16 protein-coding genes are annotated in these 17,623 nt (G+C 68.6%); 2 read left to right on the top strand and 14 right to left on the bottom strand.

Features of this window, described 5'->3' with window-relative positions:
* Positions 1–50: 50 nt before the first annotated feature.
* From CAL26_RS14590 to CAL26_RS14575, 4 genes are all read right to left on the bottom strand, one after another.
* Positions 51–917 (bottom strand): sulfurtransferase, encoded by an 867-nt coding sequence (locus tag CAL26_RS14590; protein ID WP_094847603.1) that lies wholly within the window; start codon positions 915–917, stop codon positions 51–53.
* A 22-nt stretch (positions 918–939) separates the two neighbouring features.
* Positions 940–1,962, bottom strand: coding sequence for a Bug family tripartite tricarboxylate transporter substrate binding protein (locus CAL26_RS14585; RefSeq protein WP_256988439.1), 1,023 nt, complete (start codon positions 1,960–1,962; stop codon positions 940–942).
* Between the two features lie 27 nt (positions 1,963–1,989).
* Positions 1,990–3,357: an adenylosuccinate lyase gene (gene purB / locus CAL26_RS14580; protein WP_094847602.1), complete on the bottom strand. Its 1,368-nt coding sequence runs from the start codon at positions 3,355–3,357 to the stop codon at positions 1,990–1,992.
* Positions 3,358–3,440: 83 nt separating this feature from the next.
* Entirely contained in the window at positions 3,441–4,880 is a 1,440-nt protein-coding gene (locus CAL26_RS14575) for an FAD-binding oxidoreductase (RefSeq protein ID WP_094847601.1), read from the bottom strand.
* Between the two features lie 153 nt (positions 4,881–5,033).
* Between CAL26_RS14575 and CAL26_RS14570 the strand changes: the two genes are divergently transcribed.
* The gene (locus tag CAL26_RS14570) at positions 5,034–5,738 is read left to right on the top strand and encodes an IclR family transcriptional regulator (RefSeq protein ID WP_256988438.1); all 705 of its coding nucleotides are present in this window, start codon (positions 5,034–5,036) and stop codon (positions 5,736–5,738) included.
* A gap of 20 nt (positions 5,739–5,758) precedes the next feature.
* Here the strand turns inward: CAL26_RS14570 and CAL26_RS14565 are convergent, their stop codons facing one another.
* From CAL26_RS14565 to CAL26_RS14540, 6 genes are all read right to left on the bottom strand, one after another.
* On the bottom strand, positions 5,759–7,150 hold the full coding sequence (locus CAL26_RS14565; protein ID WP_094847599.1) for an MmgE/PrpD family protein: 1,392 nt from the start codon (positions 7,148–7,150) through the stop codon (positions 5,759–5,761).
* A gap of 107 nt (positions 7,151–7,257) precedes the next feature.
* On the bottom strand, positions 7,258–8,400 hold the full coding sequence (locus CAL26_RS14560) for a mandelate racemase/muconate lactonizing enzyme family protein (RefSeq protein ID WP_094847598.1): 1,143 nt from the start codon (positions 8,398–8,400) through the stop codon (positions 7,258–7,260).
* A 110-nt stretch (positions 8,401–8,510) separates the two neighbouring features.
* Entirely contained in the window at positions 8,511–9,467 is a 957-nt protein-coding gene (locus tag CAL26_RS14555) for an NAD(P)-dependent oxidoreductase (RefSeq protein WP_094847597.1), read from the bottom strand.
* Positions 9,467–10,360 carry a fumarylacetoacetate hydrolase family protein gene (locus CAL26_RS14550; protein WP_094847596.1) on the bottom strand — a complete coding sequence of 298 codons (894 nt, stop codon included), beginning with the start codon at positions 10,358–10,360 and terminating at the stop codon, positions 9,467–9,469. Before CAL26_RS14550 ends, CAL26_RS14555 begins: the two co-directional genes overlap by 1 nt.
* Before the next feature lie 7 nt (positions 10,361–10,367).
* A complete protein-coding gene (locus tag CAL26_RS14545) occupies positions 10,368–11,510 on the bottom strand; it encodes a mandelate racemase/muconate lactonizing enzyme family protein (protein WP_094847595.1) in 1,143 nt (380 codons plus the stop codon).
* A gap of 7 nt (positions 11,511–11,517) precedes the next feature.
* Positions 11,518–12,486, bottom strand: coding sequence for a tripartite tricarboxylate transporter substrate binding protein (locus CAL26_RS14540; RefSeq protein WP_094847594.1), 969 nt, complete (start codon positions 12,484–12,486; stop codon positions 11,518–11,520).
* A gap of 196 nt (positions 12,487–12,682) precedes the next feature.
* On the opposite strand from CAL26_RS14540, the gene CAL26_RS14535 reads away from it, so the two are divergent.
* Positions 12,683–13,417, top strand: coding sequence for a GntR family transcriptional regulator (locus tag CAL26_RS14535; protein WP_094847593.1), 735 nt, complete (start codon positions 12,683–12,685; stop codon positions 13,415–13,417).
* Between the two features lie 27 nt (positions 13,418–13,444).
* On the opposite strand, the gene CAL26_RS14530 is transcribed toward CAL26_RS14535, so the two are convergent.
* The 4 genes from CAL26_RS14530 to CAL26_RS14515 form a co-directional block, all read right to left on the bottom strand.
* The gene (locus CAL26_RS14530; protein WP_094847592.1) at positions 13,445–14,182 is read right to left on the bottom strand and encodes a class II aldolase/adducin family protein; all 738 of its coding nucleotides are present in this window, start codon (positions 14,180–14,182) and stop codon (positions 13,445–13,447) included.
* Positions 14,183–14,416: 234 nt separating this feature from the next.
* Positions 14,417–15,409, bottom strand: a complete 993-nt coding sequence (locus tag CAL26_RS14525) for a site-specific integrase (protein ID WP_094849883.1) — start codon at positions 15,407–15,409, stop codon at positions 14,417–14,419.
* 282 nt (positions 15,410–15,691) lie between these two features.
* The gene (locus tag CAL26_RS14520; protein WP_179283365.1) at positions 15,692–16,654 is read right to left on the bottom strand and encodes a Bug family tripartite tricarboxylate transporter substrate binding protein; all 963 of its coding nucleotides are present in this window, start codon (positions 16,652–16,654) and stop codon (positions 15,692–15,694) included.
* 32 nt (positions 16,655–16,686) lie between these two features.
* A complete protein-coding gene (locus CAL26_RS14515; RefSeq protein ID WP_094849882.1) occupies positions 16,687–17,622 on the bottom strand; it encodes a hydroxyacid dehydrogenase in 936 nt (311 codons plus the stop codon).
* Position 17,623: the final 1 nt, after the last annotated feature.

The raw sequence follows: 17,623 nt of genomic DNA, 5'->3' as shown, positions 1-17,623 counted from the left end.
CGGCGTTCAGTCGGGGTTCGATCGTCGTTCAGTCTTCGTTCAATCGTCGTTCATTCGGCGTGACCGGTGGCGACCGGCGCGCCATCCTGCACGCACCATTCGCTCCAGGAGCCAGGATACAGCGCGGCGCCCGCCAGGCCGGCGATTTCCATGGCCAGGAGGTTATGGCAGGCGGTGACGCCGGAGCCGCATTGGTTGATCATCTGGTCCGGCCGGCGTCCTCCCAGCAATGTGGTGTAGGCGTCGCGCAGTTCGTCCGGCGCGCGGAAGCGTCCCGTGGCATCGAGGTTGTCGCGGAACAGCCGGTTGCGCGCGCCCGGGATGTGGCCGCCCACCGGATCGATGGTTTCGTTCTCGCCGCGGAAGCGGTCGGGTGCGCGGGCGTCGACCACCAGCCGTTCGCGCGTGCGCAGGTTGTCGCGGACGTCCTGGTGCGACACGGTGTCCACCAGCGGCGTGCCGGCGCGCAGGTTGCCGGGCCTGGGCGGCACGGCCGTGGCGGCGTCGGTCATGGGCAGGCCGGCGGCCGTCCAGGCGGCCATGCCGCCATCCAGCACGGCGACGTCCCGATGGCCCAGCCAGCGCGCCAGCCACCACAGGCGCGCGGCATACATGCCGCCGGCGTCGTCGTAGGCCACGAGCTGCGTGTCGCCGTTCATGCCCAGCGCCGCCAGGCGTTCCGCCAGGGCCGCGCGGTCCGGCAGCGGATGCCGGCCGTTGCGGCCGGTAACCGCGCCGCTCAGGTCGTGTTCCAGATGCAGATAGTGCGCGCCGGGCAGATGTGCGCGTTGGTAGGCCTGGCTTCCCGCCGTCGGGTTCATCAGGTCGAAGCGGCAATCGACGATGAGCAGGCGGGCGTCGTCGCGCGCTTGCAGCTTGGCCAACTCCTGGACGGAGATCAGGGTAGCGAATGGCATGTGTCGGTGATCCTTCGCGGCGCTATGCGCCGATTTGCTTCAACAGGTCGGGGGTGGCGACGGTGCGGTACTGCGCGATGTCGCGGTCGATATAGGCGGTGAACCGGTCCAGCGGCAGATCGCGCTCGACCGCGGCGTCGCGGCGGATGACCTCGCGCACCTGCGGATCGGTCAGCGCCTTGCTCAGGTGGGTCGACAGCACGCGCAGGACATCCGGCGGGGTGCCGGCCGGGGCGGCCAGGCCGTACCACTGCGTCAGCGTCATATCCACGCCCAGCTCCTTGAAGGTGGGCACGTCGGGCAGGCTGGGGTTGCGGCGCTCGCCGGACACCGCCAGCAGGCGCAGGGCGCCCTGGCGCACCTGCGGCATCAGCGGCGACGCGGTGGCGAAGAACATGTCCACCTGGCCGCCCAGCAGGTCGGTGATGGCCGGCCCGGAGCCCCGATAGGGGATGTGCAGCAGTTTCAGCTTGCCGAGCTCCTTGATGCGCTCCATGCCGATGTGCGCGGCGCCGCCGGCGCCGGTGGAGGCGAACGTCATTTCCTTGGTCTTCGCCGCCGTCAGCAATTCCCGGGCGGTCTTGAACTTCGAATTCGGCGAGACGAACAGGCCGTGAGGCGCTTCCAGGATCAGGCCGATCGGCGCGAAGTCGTCGGGCACCTTGTAGGGCAGGCTGGCGGGCTTGAGCGCCGGCGACACCGCCAGGTTGCCGCTCATCGCCAGCAGGATGGTGTAGCCGTCCGGCGGCGACTTGGCGACCAGCCCGGCCGCGATGTTGCCGCCCGCGCCGGCCTTGTTCTCGACCACGACGGTCTGCTTCAGCGTGCGGCCCATGGCGGTGGCGATCAGGCGGCCGTACAGGTCGCCGCCGCCGCCCGGCGGGAAGCCGACGGCCAGCGTGATCGGCCGTTCGGGAAAGGCGGTCGCCGCCGCGTTGGCGCGCGACACGGAGATGCCGGCGCCGAGCATGCCGGCGGCCCCCAGGGCCCCGGTCAGCAGCAGGCGCCTTCGGGCCGGTGATAAGGCCGGATGATCCTGATCCATGGTGTTGTCTCCTCTTTATGTTTTATGTCAGGCGCGCAGCCAGCCCGCCGCTTCCTGCTCGGCCAGCATCCGGTCCACGGACGCGCCGCACTGGCCCAGGTAGCCCGCGGGATCGGTCAGGCGGCGGATCTCGTCTTCGCCCAGCAGGCCGGCGAGCGCCTTGTGCTGGCGCATGGCGTCGGCGAAATCCCGCTTGTTCGTGATGCCGTCCATGGAGGCTTCGTATATCCATTCATGCGCGGTCTGCTTGCCGACCCGGCTGCTCAGTTCGAGCATGACGCGTTCGGACAACAGATAGCCGCGCATCAGGTCCAGGTTCCGGCCCATGCCGGCTTCGTCGACCCGCAATCCTGCCAACAGGTTCTTCGCCTGGAACAGCATGGCGCCGGCGATGACGCAGCACTCGGGCAGGGCCTTCCATTCCATCTTCCAGGCGATGCCGTCGCGTTCGCCTTCCTGCACCATGCCTTCCAGCATCAGGCTCGCGTTGTAGCGCAGCGGCCGCGACAGCGCCGCCAGGTTTTCGGATGAGGTCGGGTTACGCTTGTGCGGCATGGTCGACGAGCCCAGCTTGCCGTCGGAAAAGGCTTCCTCGACTTCGGCGATCTCGTTGCGCTGCATGTTGAAGAGTTCGTTGCCGATCTTGGACAGCGTGGCGCCTATCATGGCCAGCAGGTTGGCGTATTCGGTGAAGCGGTCGCGCGCCGACGCCCAGCTGATGGACGGCGCGCCCAGGCCCAGTTTGCGCAGCGTGCGCGCTTCGACCTCGGCGGCCTGTTCGCCCAGCGATGCCTGGCTGCCCACCGCGCCCGCCACCATGCCGACCAGCACGCGCGGTTCGCATTCCTTCAGGCGCTGGTGGTGCCGGCCCATCTCGTCCAGCCACACGGCGCATTTGTGGCCGAAGGTGATGGGCAGCGCCTGCACGCCGTGCGTGCGGCCGACCATGGGCGTGTCCCGGTGCGTGCGCGCCAGGCGCGCCAGTTCCCGGCCGACCGCCTGCACGTCGCGCAGTACCACCGCATGGACTTCCTTCAGCTGCAGCGCCACGCCGGTATCGACCACGTCCTGGGTGGTGGCGCCGTAGTGCACCCATTCGCCGTTCTCGGCGCTGCAGCAGGCCTGCAGCTGCCTGAGCGCCGGCACCAGCGCATGCTTGATACGGCGGATCTCGGCGGACATCTTGCCGATGTCGATGTTCCCCACCTTGGCTTTTTCAGCGATCTCGCGCGCGGCCGCGGCCGGGATGATGCCCAGCTCCGCTTGCGCGGCCGCCAGGGCGGCTTCGAAATCCAGCCATTTCTGCACGCGATTTTCTTCGGAGAAAATGGCCCGTAGTTCATCCGTGCTCCACAGATGCTGGAGCGATTGCATGTCGAATACTGAAACTGGCATCGTCGACCTCGAGGGAGAAGAAGAAACGTTGGAAGGGAACGTTGAAAAGGAACGTTGAATCGGAACGTTGGAAAAGGGAAGCGTCAGGCCTGCCGGGCGCGGGGCAGGACCCGGCCGGGATTGAACAGGCCCTGCGGATCGAGCGCGGCTTTCACGCGCGCCATCAGGTCGACGGCCACCGGCGACTTGTGCCGCAGGAAGGCGTCCTGCTTGAGCCGGCCTATGCCGTGCTCGGCGGATATGGATCCGTGCATGCGCGCGGCGATGCCATGGACGATGTCGTGGATGTCCGGCGCCCGTGCGCGAAACGCCGCGTCGGCCATGCCGGCGGGCTTGCTCTGGTTGTAATGAAGATTGCCGTCGCCGACGTGGCCGAAGCAGACGATGCGTATGCCTGGCACGGCGTCGCGCAAGGCCGTGCCCGCGGCGTCGATGAAGTTCGGGATGGCCGTGACGGGCACGGAGATATCGTGCTTGATCGACGGGCCGTGCAGCCGCTGCGCTTCCGGCACGTGTTCGCGCAGGGCCCAGAATTCCTGCGCCTGGCGGCCGGACGCCGCCAATGCGGCATCGGTGGCCAGGCCCTGTTCGAGCGCGCGCCCCAGGACTTCTTCCACCGGCCCGGTCGGGTCCAGGGCGGCCGAGGTCTCGGATACGTCGAACAGCACCGCCCAGGGATAGCTGCCGCCCAGCGGATCGCGCATGCCGGCGGTCGCGTGGGCCAGGACCTGGTCCAGCGCCTCGCGTCCCAGCAGTTCGAAGGCCGTCACGCGTTCGCCCACCGCGTCGGTCAGCATCGCCAGCAGGTCGACCGCCGCGCGCGGCTCGGGCAGCGCCACCCAGCCGGTGACCGTCTGCCGCGGCATGGCGTAGAGCTTGAACGCGGCGGCGGTGACGATACCCAGCGTGCCTTCCGCGCCGATGAAAAGCTGCTTGAGGTCGTAGCCGGTGTTGTCCTTGCGCAGCGTGGTCAGGGCGTCCAGGACGCGGCCATCGGCGAGCACGACTTCCAGGCCCAGGGCCAGGTCGCGGGTATTGCCGTAGCGCAGCACCTGTTCGCCGCCGGCGTTGGTCGACAGCGCGCCGCCGATGGTCGCGCTGCCTTCGGATGCCAGCGAAAGCGGAAACAGCCGGCGGTACTCCGCCGCGGCCTGTTGCGCGGCGAGTATGGTGCAGCCCGCTTCCAGCGTCATGCTGTTGCCGGCGGGATCGACATTGCGCACCGCCGTCATGCGGCCCAGGCTGATGACGATTTCGCCGCCGGAGTCGTCGGGCGTGGATCCGCCTACCAGGCCGGTGTTGCCGCCCTGCGGCACCACCGGCACGCCAGCCTCGGCACACAGGCGGACGACCGCCGCGACCTGTCCCGTATCGGCCGGCCGCACGACGGCCCGCGCGATGCCGGGATAATGGCCGCGCCATTCCGCGACATAGGGGGCGGTATCGGCCGCCGCGGTCAGGACGTGGGCATCGCCCACGACAGCCGCCAGGGCGGCCAGCAGGGAAGAGGGTTGTTCGGCCATGGCGGGTGTCTCGTTCGCCGCGGGCCGCTCAGGCGCCGCCGCAAGCGATACTTGTCTCCTGATGCGGACAGGGCGGTAATTGCGATACCGCGCTGTCGTTTCATTGGTTAAAATAGGTTTTATTGAGCGAAAATATAGGAGCAGGGATTCAACGTGTCAAGCAAAAACATCCCTACGCCGCCTGTCGGCGTGCTCGAACGCGGCATCAGCATCCTGGAAAGCTTCGGCGCCGACGCGCTGCAGCTGTCGCTGGGCGAGCTCGCCGAACGGACCGGCCTGGACAAGGCCACGCTGTTGAGGCTGCTGGGCGTGCTGGTGCGCGCGCGCCTCATCCACCGCTTCGAGAGCGGCAGCTACGCGCTGGGACCGGCCACGCTGCATCTGGGGATGCTGTACCGGCAGACGTTCGACGTGGGCGCGCGCATCCAGCCGGTGCTGCGCAATGTGGTGCGGCAGACCGGCGAAACCGCGGCGCTCTACGTGCGCAGCGGCGACGAGCGCATCTGCCTGTACCGGGAGAACACCTTGCAGGAGGTCCGGCATCACGTGGAAGTGGGCACCAGGATCCCGCTGAAGGACGGCGGATCTTCCGCGCACATCCTGCTGGCCTTCACGGGCGGCGATACGCCGCAGGCGAAGACCATACGCGAAAAGGGCTACGCGATGACGCGCGCCGAACGCGTCGCCGAGATGGCCTCGGTGGCGGTGCCGGTGTTCGAGGCGGACGGCACGTTCATCGGCTCGATGGTGGTGCTGGGACTGGCGTCGCGCCATAACCAGCAGGCGCAGTTGAAGGCGGTCGACATCGTGCGCGCCGAACTGGCCGCGCAGGGGTTTTCGGCGACGGTGCCGCGCTGAACGCTGGTCTCTACCGGCCCCTACACGGTGAACAGAGCGGGATCGGGATCGCAGCGTTCGGCGTCATGCGCCGGATCGGCCAGGCGCGCGCACCAGGCGGCGATCGCCGTGGCCGCGCGGTCGTCCATCGCGGGCGCGAACGCACGCATGCGGGCCAGCATCCCGGCCCAGTCATAAGGCAGCTCAGGATCGCCGCGCCGCAGTTCGCGCAGCGCGCTCAGGGTCCTGCCATCCCGCATGGACAGCGTCACGCGTCCGGGCCGCTTGCGGGGGAACACCTGCTGGAACTGCTCGTCGGTCTTCACCGTGATCCGCTCGGCCAGCGCGAGCAAGGCCGCCGAATCCAGGTCGGGCGCTTCCATGTCCTCGATGGTCAGGCTCCCCGTCATCAGCACGCGCGCCACGACGTAGCGCAGGCAGAAGGCCGCCTCGGCCGGCTTGGCAGGCCAGTGCACGCCGGCGATCTTCAGGGCGTGCGGGAATATCGTCACTTCGACGGCGGCGATGTCCTCGGCCCGCACGGCATGTTCCTGCCGCAGTTCCTGCGCCGCATCCAGCGGCGTGAACAACTGCGCGCAGCAGGGCCAGGCCTTGATGGTGGCGGTGTTGATGCGCTCCGGCGCGTCGCATGCGCCGTCCAGCGCGGCGATGTCGCCGTCGCCGGCCAGCAGGGCATACATGCCGCGCTTGCCGGTGAAGAAGGCGCGCGCGCCGGGAAATCCGGCCTGCGCGGCATGGGCCGCCGTCAGCCCGTTGCGCACCGCCATGGCCGGATGCAGCGATTTCGATTCGTGCGCATTGTCGTCCACCAGCTGCCACAGGCCGGCGGCCTGCGTGGCGGCGATGCCCAGCGCGTGGTGCAATTGTCCGGCCGTCAGTCCCAACGCCACGCCGGCGGCCGCCGCGGCGCCCAGCGCGCCCGCGGTCGCGGTGGCGTGGAAATTGGCCGCGTGCCGCGTGCCCAGGGCTTCGCCCACGCGCAGGGATACTTCATAGCCCGCGATGATGGCGTCGGCCGCGCGCCGCTGCGTGACGTGCCGTTCGGCCGCCAGGGCCAGCACGGGAGAGACTGCGACGATGCCGGGATGCAGCATGGCCGCCCGATGCGCGTCGTCGATCTCGCGCAGGTGCGCGATGCCGGCATTGGCGAACGCGGCCGCCATGGCGTTCATGCCCGCGCCGGTACCGCCGTCGGGCGTGCCGCCGAACACCGCCGCCGTGCCGGCGCCTGGGTGGCACCGCAGCGCCAGTCCGCGCAGTCGGCTGGCCGCATCCAGCGGCATGCCGGACCAGCCCGCGGTGTACCAGTCCAGCAGGGCCTGCGCCAGGCGCTGCCGGGTGGCCGGCGAAACCGGGCGCGTCTGCAGCGACAGGACGTGCCGGACCAGCGTGTCTTCGGGAATGGGATGCATCGCGGCGGTATTTCGTAGAATGAAATTGATTTCATTCTACGAAATAGCTATGCCGCCGTCCAGATGCCGTGCTTCATAGGCCGCCGTCCAGATGCGCGCCAGTCTCCTCACACGTAGCAAGGCCCTTCGATCAGCGGATGCGCCGCCAGGAATGCCGCGTCGATGCGCAAGCCTATGCCCACGCCCTCATGCGGCTGCACGCAGCCGTTCTGGTCCAGCGTGTAGGGCGCGCGGTCCATCATCTCATCGCGGAACGGGTTCAAGGCGGTGACGTCCGCCTCGAAATACCCGGGGTTGTCCACCGCGCACAGGTAATGGATGGAGTTCGCCATATTGATGGCCGTCGCCGAGGTATGCGGATTCACCGACAGCTTCAGCGCCGCCGCCATGGCCGCCACCCGCATCGCTTCCGTGACGCCGCCCACCTTGGACAGGTCGGGCTGCACGTAGCCCACGCTGCCCGATTGCAGCAGGGGACCGAACTCGTAGCGGGTGTAGTGGTTTTCGCCGGCCGCCAGCGGCACGCGGCCCAGCCTGGCGGCGGTGGCGTAGGCCTGGTGGTCATGGGCGGGGAAGGGTTCTTCCAGCCAGATCACCTGGCAATCCTCGTAAGCCGGCATCACGCGGCGCACGTCCTCGATGCTGTAGTTGGTATTGGCGTCGACCAGGATGTCGACGTCCGCGCCCACCGCCGCGCGCACGGCCTGCACGCGCGCGATGTCGCGCGCGGGCGTATCGCCCACGCGCAGCTTCAGCGCCCGGTAGCCTTGCTCCACCAGCCCCAACGCTTCCTGCGCCAGGCTTTCCGGCGCCTGCCAGCCCAGCGCGATGCCGCCGGCATAGGCCTTGATGGGCTTGGCCGCGCCCCCCAGCAGGCGGTACAGCGGCCAGCCGGTCAGCTGGCAACGGATATCCCACAGGGCCAGGTCCAGGCCGCTCAGCGCCAGCGCGGATGCGGCGCCCATGCCATGGCTGGCGAATTGCATTTTCAGCACGCGCGCGGTGACGCCGCTGACGTCGCGCGGGTCCATGCCCAGGACCAGTTCACGGATGGTGGTGTCGATCAGCCTGGCGATGGCGCCGGGACAGCGCCCATGGTGCGCTTCGCCCCAGCCGGTGACGCCTTCATCCGTGTCCACGCACACCAGCACGGCGTCGCGCTTGACGCTGCGGCCGATGCCCAGCCGCACGGATTTGTTTTCCGGCACGGGAAAGGAAATAGGTACGGCCTTGATGTCGGTGATGCGCATGTGTTCCTCCAGTCGTCCTCTCGTTTTCTTCGTCTTCGTCTTTTGCTTCGCCTTTGCCTTCATCGCCTTCGCCGCCGCTGTCCTTGCCCGGTCGACATGGCGCGCGGCGGCTAGGCGACTTCGGCCTTGTTCACCCAGTTCAGCGGCGCTTCCCCGCGCAGGATGCGCAGCATTTCATCCACGGCGCCCCGGCTCATGCGGCGCATGCTGGCGGTGGTGGAGCCCGCCATGTGCGGGGTCAGCAATACCCCGGACTGTTGCAGGATTTCCGCGTCGGCGGGGATCGGCTGCACGTCATGCACGTCCAGCGCGGCGCCGCCCAGGCGGCCCTCGCGCAAGGCTGCCGTCAACGCGGCCGTATCGATCACGGGGCCGCGCGAAACATTGATCAGCAGCGCACCCGGCTTGGCCAGCGCCAGCGCCTGCGCGTCGATCAAGCCGCGCGTCTGTTCGTTCAAGGGGCAGGCCAGCACGATCACGTCGGCCTCGCGCATCAGCGTGGCCTTGTCGACCGCCTGCACGCCGGCAGGCAGGGTTTCCGGACGCCGCGTCAAGCCGAGCACCCGCATGTCCAGCGCCTGCGCCAACGCGGCCAGGCGGCTGCCGATCGCACCCACGCCCACGATGCCCAGCGTGGCGCCGGCCAACTCGTCGCCGGCTTCGCCGAAGGCGCGCGCCGGCGCCCAGCCCTGCGTGCGCAGCATGGCGTCGACCTGCGCCAGCCGCCGCCGCAGATGCAGTATGGATGCCAGGCAGTACTCGACCACCGACGCCGTATTGGCGCCGGGAATGTTGGCGACCGGCACGCGATGCCGGTTGGCGGCATCCATCGGAATCATGTCCAGGCCGACGCCGTGGCGCACTACACCCTTCAGATGCGGCGCGTGGTCGAAGATATCGGCCGGCAGGGGATTGCGCACGATGATGCCCACCGCATCGGCGGCCGCGGCGTTCAGCGTGGCGGGCTTGGCGTCCGGCGCCACCTGCACAGTCGCATGCCCGGCCAGGCGGGCGTGTTCGTCGGGATGGATGGCGCTGGTCAGCAACACGATGGGTTTGGCGTTCATCAGGACTCGCTTGCAAGAATCGGGGTGCGCAGCGCGCCCAGGCCCTGGACTTCGGCGATCATCGTCGAGCCGGGCCGCAGCCATGCCGCGGGTTGGTGGGAGATGGCTACGCCTGCGGGCGTGCCCGTGGCAATGATATCGCCTGGATCCAGCGGCATCTGGGTGGACGCATACGCGATGAGCTCGGCGATGCCGAATACCAGGTCCGCGGTATTGCCCGACTGCCGCACCGTGCCGTCCAGCGTCAAGGTGACGCCCAGCGCGCCGGGCGCGGGCACGTCGCCGGGCGTGGCGATCCACGGGCCGCAGGGGCAGAAGGTGGGCTGGTTCTTGCCGCGCACGAAGGCCTTGTCCGCGCGCACCATATCGCTGGCGCTGACGTCGTTCAGCGTCAGGTAGCCGGCGACGTGCTCCATGGCCCGCGCCGCGTCGATGCGCAGGGCCGTACGGCCGATCACCACCGCCAGCTCCGCTTCGTAGGTGACGTTGCCCACGTCCGGCGCCAGGCGCACGGGGTCGCCGGGCCCGATCACCGTGCGTCCCGACTTGATGAAGATCACCGGCGTATCGGGCGGCGGCATGCCGCGTTCCTTCAGGGCGTCGTGGTAGTTGAAGGCGGCGCCGACGATCTTGCCCGGACGGGGCAGCGGCGCGGCCAGCCGCGCGTCCGCCAGCGGGATGCGCGCCGCCGCGGAAAAAGCGCAGTCGCGCAGCCGCGCCGCCAGCCGCTCCAGGTCCATCTCGACCCAGGACTGCATGTCGGCCGGCAAGGCGGCGGCCCACGCGTCGCCGCCGGGCAGCGTCACGTCCACGACGCAGGGTTCGCCGGCCCGGTCGTCGATGAAACCCGGCACCACACGGCCATCGCCGCGATGGAAGGATACGAATCGCATAGGGATCTCAGGCCACGCGGTAACGGTCGAGCACCTCGCGCTTGACCTCGATGCCGAGTCCCGCGCCGGTGGGGATGCGCACCACGCCACGCTGCTGCACGATGGGTTCGACGGTCAGCAGGTCGCGGAAGGGGTTTTCGCACTGCTCGAACTCCAGCAGCGGCGGCATGGGGCGGAAGCTGGGCGGCTGGTCGGGCAGGGCGGCCAGGAAATGCAGCGTGGCCGCCAGGCCGATCGCCGAACCCCAGGCATGCGGCACGCACTCCACGCCGTGCGCCAGCGCCAGGGCGGCGATCTTGCGGCATTCGCTGATGCCGCCGGCCGCGCACACGTCCGGCTGCACGATGTCCATGGCCTTGCGGGTCACGATGTCGCGGAAGCCCCAGCGGGTGAATTCGTTTTCCCCGCCGGCCACCGCCATGTCCAGCGCCCGCGTCACTTCCACATACCCGTCCAGGTCTTCCGGCGAGATCGGCTCCTCGAACCATTCGACGTTCAACTGTTCCAGTTCGCGGCCCAGGCGGATGGCGGCCGGCACGGTGAAGCAGTGGTTGGCGTCCACCATCAGGCGGATATCGTCGCCGATGGCTTCGCGCACCGCCGCCACGCGCTGGATATCCAGCTTGGGCGATCCCAGGCCGATCTTCATCTTGATGGCCTGGAATCCCTGGTCGACGTAGTCCCTGGCTTCTTCCACCGCCTCTTCGATCAGGCGATCCATGTCGATGAAGTAAAGGCCCGTCGCATAGGACTGCACTTCGGTGCGGTGCGCGCCGCCGATCAGCTTGTGGACCGGCTTGCCGCAGACCTTGCCGATGATGTCCCACAGCGCGATATCGATGCCGCTGAGCGCCGAGATCGCCATGCCGGAATTGCCGTAGTCCTTGATGCGGTTGTAGAGGTCTTCCCAGATCACTTCGACGTCGAAGGCGTCGCGGCCGACGATGCGCGGTCCGTATTGCGATTCGATATAGGCGCGCGACACCTGCGCGGGGCCGTAGCACTCGCCCCAGCCGACCACGCCGTCGCTGGTTTCGATTTCGACGATGCAGGAGCCGCGCGTCTTGTACAGCCAGCCGCGCGAGGACGTAAAGGGCCGTTCGACGGGCGCGGCCACCACGTGGCAGGTCACTTTCTTGATCGTGCTCATTGTTTCCTCATTGCGGCTTGAATACCTTGGTAGCCACGCTGTTCAGCGTGGCCTGCACGTTGCGGACTTCGTCGTCCAGGGCCTGGCCCTTCATGTCGTCGACCAGGAAACCGTTCTGCTGCGCGAAGGTCCTGAACTTCTCGCTCTGGATGGCCTTGGAGAAGATGTCGACCAGGCGCTTGCGCACCTCGGGCGACACGCCGGCCGGCGCCACGACGTAGGCCATCTGCACGAGCGGCCCGTAGGGATAAACGTCGTAGCCTTTCTCCTTGAACGTGGGGACGTCGGGATAGACCTGCAGGCGCTCGTTGCCGAAGACGCCGATGGGCCTGACGTAGCCGGCGTCGATCTGCGGCTTGCTTTCCGAAGGCTTGAGCACCGCGGCCTGGATCTGCTTGCCCGCCAGGTCGGCGATGACGCGCGAACCGCCGGGGTAGGGCACGTTCACGTAGGCCACGCCGGCCGCGCGCGCCGTCATCTCGGCAAAGATGTGGTTGAGGTTGTTGGTGCCGGGCGTGCCGATGGAAACCTTGCCGGGGTTCTGCTTCATGTGGGCCAGGAACTGCTCCAGGTTGGCTGGTCCATCCCTGGACACGAGCAGCATCAGCGGGTCGGTCGATACGCGGGCGATGTGGGCGAACTGTTCGTTGCGCAGCGGGGTCAGGTTTTGCGCGATCTGCGCCAGCGTCGAGCTGGTGCCCATGCCGACGACGTAGCCATCGGGCGCGGCGGCGACGACCTTGCCCAGGCCGATCGCGCCCGTCGCGCCGGGGGCGTTTTCGACGACGACGGTGATCTTCTGCTGTTCACCGATGATCTGCTGCAGCTCGCGCGCGGCGATGTCGTTGGAGCCGCCCGCGTTCCAGGGAACGATGAAGCGGATGGGGCGGTCGGGGAAGTTGTCGGATGCGGCGGTGGCTGCCGTTACCGCGCAGGCGCAGGCCAGGGCGCCTGCCAATCGGGTTAGCAAGGACATGCGGGTCTCCTCCGTATGAGCGCCGTGGACGGCGCGTGACGTGGCTCTCTGGCCGACGTTTCCAGGGCATACTATCATTCGTTATAACAAATAACAATCGCCGTTTTGGTGGAGAATGACGACCCGTCGCGAGGCAAGCGCCTGGCGGTCCGAGGTGCGAAAATAGGCGGATCCAACGATCCAGGAAGGGTGGGAGATGTCCCCAGTCAAAGCCGCCGGCGCGGCAGCCGGCCCGGCGCGCACGCCGGTGAAGCCGGCGCCGCTGCAGCCGATCGAGCGTGAAACCTTGTGGGATCGGGCCTATGCGGCGCTGCGCGAGGCCTTGCTGTCCGGCCGCTACGAACCCGGCCACCGCATCCTGCTGCGCGATGTGGCGGCGGAATTGGGCATCAGCCTGACGCCGGTGCGCGATGCCGTGAACCACCTGGTGGCCGAACGCATCCTGCGGCGCGGCACGGGCGGGCAGGGCGGCGGCGCGGTCGTGCCCGAAGTCGACGCGACCCAGCTGCACCAACTGCTGATCATGCGGGCCGAACTGGAAGGCCGGGCGGCCCAGGAAGCCGCCGCCCACGCGACGCCAGAGGACATCGCGACGCTACGCGGCCTGCTGGCCGACATGAAGCGCCTGATCGATGTGGACGGACACCAGGGCTACCTGGAGGTCCATCGCCGCTTCCACTTCCACATCTATGCGCTGAGCGGCATGGACATCATCGAGGACGCCATCGAAACCCTGTGGCTGCGCTGCGGTCCGGTCCTGAACCTGGTGCTGCCGGAATACGTCCCGTACCTGAAGCGCATGGACTACCACGCCGAAGCCGTCGAGGCCCTGGCCCGCAACGACGCCGACGCCACGGCGCGCGCCATCCGCTGCGACATCCTCGAAGCCGGCCACTACATCCAGGCACTGCTGCGGCGCGGCCAGGCGTAGACGCGGCCGGCGGGGCTGAACGCTTCGCTACTCGGCGAACGCGGGGTCCAGTCGATGGGCCAGGCGCAGGCAGGCCGCCCAGTCCTTCGCGCCGGCGGCGGCCGCGTCTTCGTAGGTGACCTGGGTGACGCCGTAGGCGGCGATCTCATCGGGGATCAGCGTGACTTCGGCGCCGCCGGCCAGGGCGGCGATCTGGCCGCGGCAGGCCATTTCCAGGAACTGGTGTTCGACCATCGCTTCGCCCAGCGTGCGGCCGCAGACGAGCGCGCCGTGGTTGCGCAGCAGCGCCACGCGATGCGGACCCAGGCTTTCGATCAGGGGCGCGCGCTGCGACATATTGAATTCGAAGCCGCCGAAGGTGTGATACGCCAGCCGCCTGTAGAACTTGACGGCGTGCTGGTTGACCATCAACAGCCCGTGCTTCTGCGAGGACACACCCATATTGGCGGGGGTATGGGTGTGGAACACCGCGTGGATGTCAGGACGCGCCTGCAGGATGCCGGCGTGAATGACCAGGGCGCCGGCTCTGAGCGGCGGGCCGTCGTGCAGCGGCGTGCCGTCCAGCGAATACTTGCGCAGCGAAGAGGCGGTCACCTCGTCGAACATTTCCGTGCCCTGTTTGGTCAGCAAAGCGTCCGGTTCGCCCGGGACGCGGACCGAAAGATGGTTGTAGGTCAGGTCGTTCACGCCCAGATGCGCGAGCACCCGATGACAGGCGGCGAGTTCGATCCGGGCCTGCTTTTCCGCGTCGGATATCGAGGACATGGTGTCTCCATGAGTGGGGCCTGCCGGCGCGAGCCGGAAACCGGGTTGTCGCCACTGGTCTGGTTGTCGCCAGTTCGGGCCGATATCGAGATCAGTCGCGACTTTGTACCATCGAACGGGGAATGCCCGCGGAATCGTCTATTCGTCAGCGCCTGTTTGTCGGCATTTTTGGGCGGCATTTTTGGGCGGCATTTATTTGGCAACGTCCGTTCCCCAACGCCGGTTCCACATCGCCTATTCCCCGTCCGGTTCCAGCAGCCGCGCGGCGCGCAGCGTCGGGGCGGCGCCGGCGCGGTGATAGCCGATCACGCTATTGACGCTGGCGTGGCCGGTCATCGCCATGACCTCGGCCAGCGGCACGCCCTGGCGTCCCGCTTCGGTGACGAAGCCGGCCCGCAGGCTGTGGGCGGCGTAGTGTTCGTCCAGGCCGGCCGCCGCGCAACGCTGCTTGACGATGCGCCGCACGGCTTCGCCGGTGAGCGCTTCGTCGCACACCGTGCCGCCGCGGCGTACGCGGCGGAATAGCGGCCCGGCCGCGATGCCGGCGGCCCGCAGCCAGGCGTCCAGGGCCCGCGCCGCGCGTCCCGCCACAGGCTTGTACATGTCCGCATGATCGGCGCCTTCCTGCCGGGTCTTGGACCGGCGCAGTACATAGACATAGCCGTCCTGCGTACGCTGCAGATCCTCCACGCGCGCGGCGACGATCTCCGAACGCCGCCGCCCGCCGCTGGCCCAGCCGAACAGCAGCAGGGCACGGTCGCGCAGCCCGATCAGCGACTCGTCGCAGGTGTGCAGCAACTGCTCCAGGGGTTCCCGGGTCAGCGCGGGCTTCTTCGACGGCCGCACGCCGCGCCTGGCGTAGGCCGCGCGGGTGCGCGCCAGCAGGGTCTGCACGGCCCGGCTGCGGCAGGGATTCGGCAGATCGCGCGTGCGGTGCGCTTCGGAAAGCACGGCCAGGCGATGCTGGATGGTGGACAGTGCCAAGGGACCCGGACGGGCCTTGACGCGCAAGGCCACCAGGGCCGCGTCCACGTCGGCGGGCAGCCCATGCATCAAGCCGGTGTCGCCGCTGTGCTGCGTGTGATCGGTGATGAACAGCACGACGGTCCGTACCGGTACGGGTAGCGCGAACGGCGCGTGCAGCCGTTGTTCGTGCCAGGCCGCGAGATAGCGCACGGCCGCGCGGTATGACGCCACCGTGTGCGGCGACGCGCCTTCGTCCAGCAGCGCGCGGGCGGCCCGCGCGCTTGCGCTGTCCTCGTTCCAATCGAAATCGGCCGGCGGCGCCGCGCGTCCTTCCTTCGGCGTAATGGACGAACGCGGCTGGACACCTTGGCCGGACGTGGCGCCGTCCGGCATTGCCATGCCGTCGCGTGGATCTGGTCGAAACTGCATGAAGAAATCCACCGCGGGAATCTGGGACTGGAAACGACGCGGCCTCCCAGCGCACGGCGGCGCGATGGGAGGCCGGTTCACTCTGGCCAGTATAAGCGCGGGGATGTCCGCGGTTTACAGATTCCCCGCCTTGACGATGTCGGCGAACTTCTTGCGTTCCTTATCGACGAAGGCGCGGAAGTCCGCGGTCGGCATGCCGCTGGGCTCGGCGCCCTGGGCGACCAGGACCTTGCGCACGTCGGGCATCTGCAGCACCGCCGCGACATCCTGCTGGATGCGCTTGACGACATCGTCCGGCGTGCCGGCGGGAACGAAGACGCCGAACCACTGCGTCAGGTCGAACTTTTCCAGGCCCTGCGTCTGCGCGACCGGCGGAATATTGGGCGCCGCGGCGGCGACGTTCGGTCCGGAGACGGCCAAGGCCTTCAGTTGCCCGGACTGGATGTGCGGCAGGCCGGTCGGCAGGCCGACGAAGCCGATGTTCACCTCGCCCGCCAGCAGCGCGCTGATCGACGGCGCGACACCCTTGTAGGGGATGTGCGTCAGCTTCACGCCGCCCAGTTGTTCCAGCAGGACCGCGGCAAGATGCTGCGGCGTCCCGTTGCCCGACGACGCGTAGGTCAGCGTGTTGGGATGCTTTTTGGCGTAGGCCACCAGTTCGGCGACATTGGAATAGGGCGCGTTGGGTTGGGTGACCAGCACGAAGGGCAGACGCACCGCCAGGGTGACCGGAACCAGGTCTTTTTCCGGGTCATAGGGCATCTGCTGCATGATGTACTGGTTGATCACCACCTCGGCGGTCGCCGACATCATGATGGTCAACCCGTCGGGCTTGGAGCGGGCCACATAGGCCGCGCCGATGGAGCCGCTGGCGCCAGCCTTGTTCTGCACGATCACGGGCTGTCCCCAGCGTTCGGACAATTTCTGCCCTACCAGGCGCGCCACGGGGTCGACGCCGCCGCCCGCCGGGTAGGGCACGATCAGGTTGACGGGCTTATCGGGCCAGTCCGCGGCCTGGGCGCCGGAAACCATGCCCAGGGCCAGCAGGCCGCTGGCGATCCATGCTGCGATTTTCATTCTGTTCATCTCCTCTCAGGGTGGCGGTTGGCCTAGGCGCGCAGTCTGTGCGCGATGGCGTCCGCGATGGCGTAAGACACACGTACGTTGGACTCGGCCGTGACGCCCGCGATATGGGGCGTCAGGATCAAGTTGGGGATGCCCGCGAAGACGGAGTCCGCGGGCAGGGGTTCGTTTTCGAAAACATCGACGGCCGCGCCCGCGAGGCCGCCGCGCCGCAGCGCATCGGCCAGCGCGGCCTCGTTGACGACGCCGCCCCGGGCGACGTTGATCAATACGGCGCCGGGCGGCATCAGGGCGATCCGGCGGGCGTCGATAAGGTCGCGCGTCGCGTCCACCAGCGGCACGTGCACGGACACGGCATCGCTTGCGCGCATGAGCGCGTCGAGATCCGCATGGCGGACGACGTCCCGCCAGGCGTCGTGGCCGGCGTCCAGCGCCGGATCGTGGGCGCATACCCGCATGCCCACCGCGCGCGCCAGCGCCGCCGTGGCGCGGCCCACCGAGCCCAGGCCGACGATGCCCAGCATCTTGCCGGCGATTTCGCGGCCAGCCACCAGGCGCGGGCGGGGCCACGCCCCCGCGGCGACTTCGCCGGTGGCGAGATAGGCGTCGCCCCGCAGCAGCATCATGGCGGTGCAGACGACGTATTCCGCGACGGCGCCGGCGTTCGCCCCGATGGCCGGAAATACGTCCACGCCTTGCGCGCGGCAGTACGCCAGATCGATGTTTTCCAACCCCACGCCCAGCCGGCCGACCGCCTTCAGGCGTGTCTGCCTGGCCAGTAGCGTCGCGTTGACCTGCGTGCGATTGCGGACGATCAGCGCATCGGCATCGGCCAGCAAGGCGGCGAGTTCATCCGGCTGCTCGCACAGGCCCGGCCGATAGGTGGTTTCGAACGCGGCCGCCAGGCGCTGCACGGCGCCTTCATCCATGAATTCCGAAATGACGATCTTGCCCGAGGTCATG

The organism is Bordetella genomosp. 9 (assembly GCF_002261425.1).
GTDB lineage: Bacteria > Pseudomonadota > Gammaproteobacteria > Burkholderiales > Burkholderiaceae_B > Bordetella_C.
This window is presented reverse-complemented; position numbering and strand designations above follow the sequence as displayed.

What these genes read in the sequence shown, in the direction of transcription:
- CAL26_RS14590 (WP_094847603.1), bottom strand. Translation starts at nt 917, where the DNA reads ATGCCATTCGCTACCCTGATCTCCGTCCAGGAGTTGGCCAAGCTGCAA.
- CAL26_RS14585 (WP_256988439.1), bottom strand. Translation starts at nt 1,962, where the DNA reads ATGGATCAGGATCATCCGGCCTTATCACCGGCCCGAAGGCGCCTGCTG.
- purB (WP_094847602.1), bottom strand. Translation starts at nt 3,357, where the DNA reads ATGCCAGTTTCAGTATTCGACATGCAATCGCTCCAGCATCTGTGGAGC.
- CAL26_RS14575 (WP_094847601.1), bottom strand. Translation starts at nt 4,880, where the DNA reads ATGGCCGAACAACCCTCTTCCCTGCTGGCCGCCCTGGCGGCTGTCGTG.
- CAL26_RS14565 (WP_094847599.1), bottom strand. Translation starts at nt 7,150, where the DNA reads ATGCATCCCATTCCCGAAGACACGCTGGTCCGGCACGTCCTGTCGCTG.
- CAL26_RS14560 (WP_094847598.1), bottom strand. Translation starts at nt 8,400, where the DNA reads ATGCGCATCACCGACATCAAGGCCGTACCTATTTCCTTTCCCGTGCCG.
- CAL26_RS14555 (WP_094847597.1), bottom strand. Translation starts at nt 9,467, where the DNA reads ATGAACGCCAAACCCATCGTGTTGCTGACCAGCGCCATCCATCCCGAC.
- CAL26_RS14550 (WP_094847596.1), bottom strand. Translation starts at nt 10,360, where the DNA reads ATGCGATTCGTATCCTTCCATCGCGGCGATGGCCGTGTGGTGCCGGGT.
- CAL26_RS14545 (WP_094847595.1), bottom strand. Translation starts at nt 11,510, where the DNA reads ATGAGCACGATCAAGAAAGTGACCTGCCACGTGGTGGCCGCGCCCGTC.
- CAL26_RS14540 (WP_094847594.1), bottom strand. Translation starts at nt 12,486, where the DNA reads ATGTCCTTGCTAACCCGATTGGCAGGCGCCCTGGCCTGCGCCTGCGCG.
- CAL26_RS14535 (WP_094847593.1), top strand. Translation starts at nt 12,683, where the DNA reads ATGTCCCCAGTCAAAGCCGCCGGCGCGGCAGCCGGCCCGGCGCGCACG.
- CAL26_RS14530 (WP_094847592.1), bottom strand. Translation starts at nt 14,182, where the DNA reads ATGTCCTCGATATCCGACGCGGAAAAGCAGGCCCGGATCGAACTCGCC.
- CAL26_RS14520 (WP_179283365.1), bottom strand. Translation starts at nt 16,654, where the DNA reads ATGAAAATCGCAGCATGGATCGCCAGCGGCCTGCTGGCCCTGGGCATG.
- CAL26_RS14515 (WP_094849882.1), bottom strand. Translation starts at nt 17,622, where the DNA reads ATGACCTCGGGCAAGATCGTCATTTCGGAATTCATGGATGAAGGCGCC.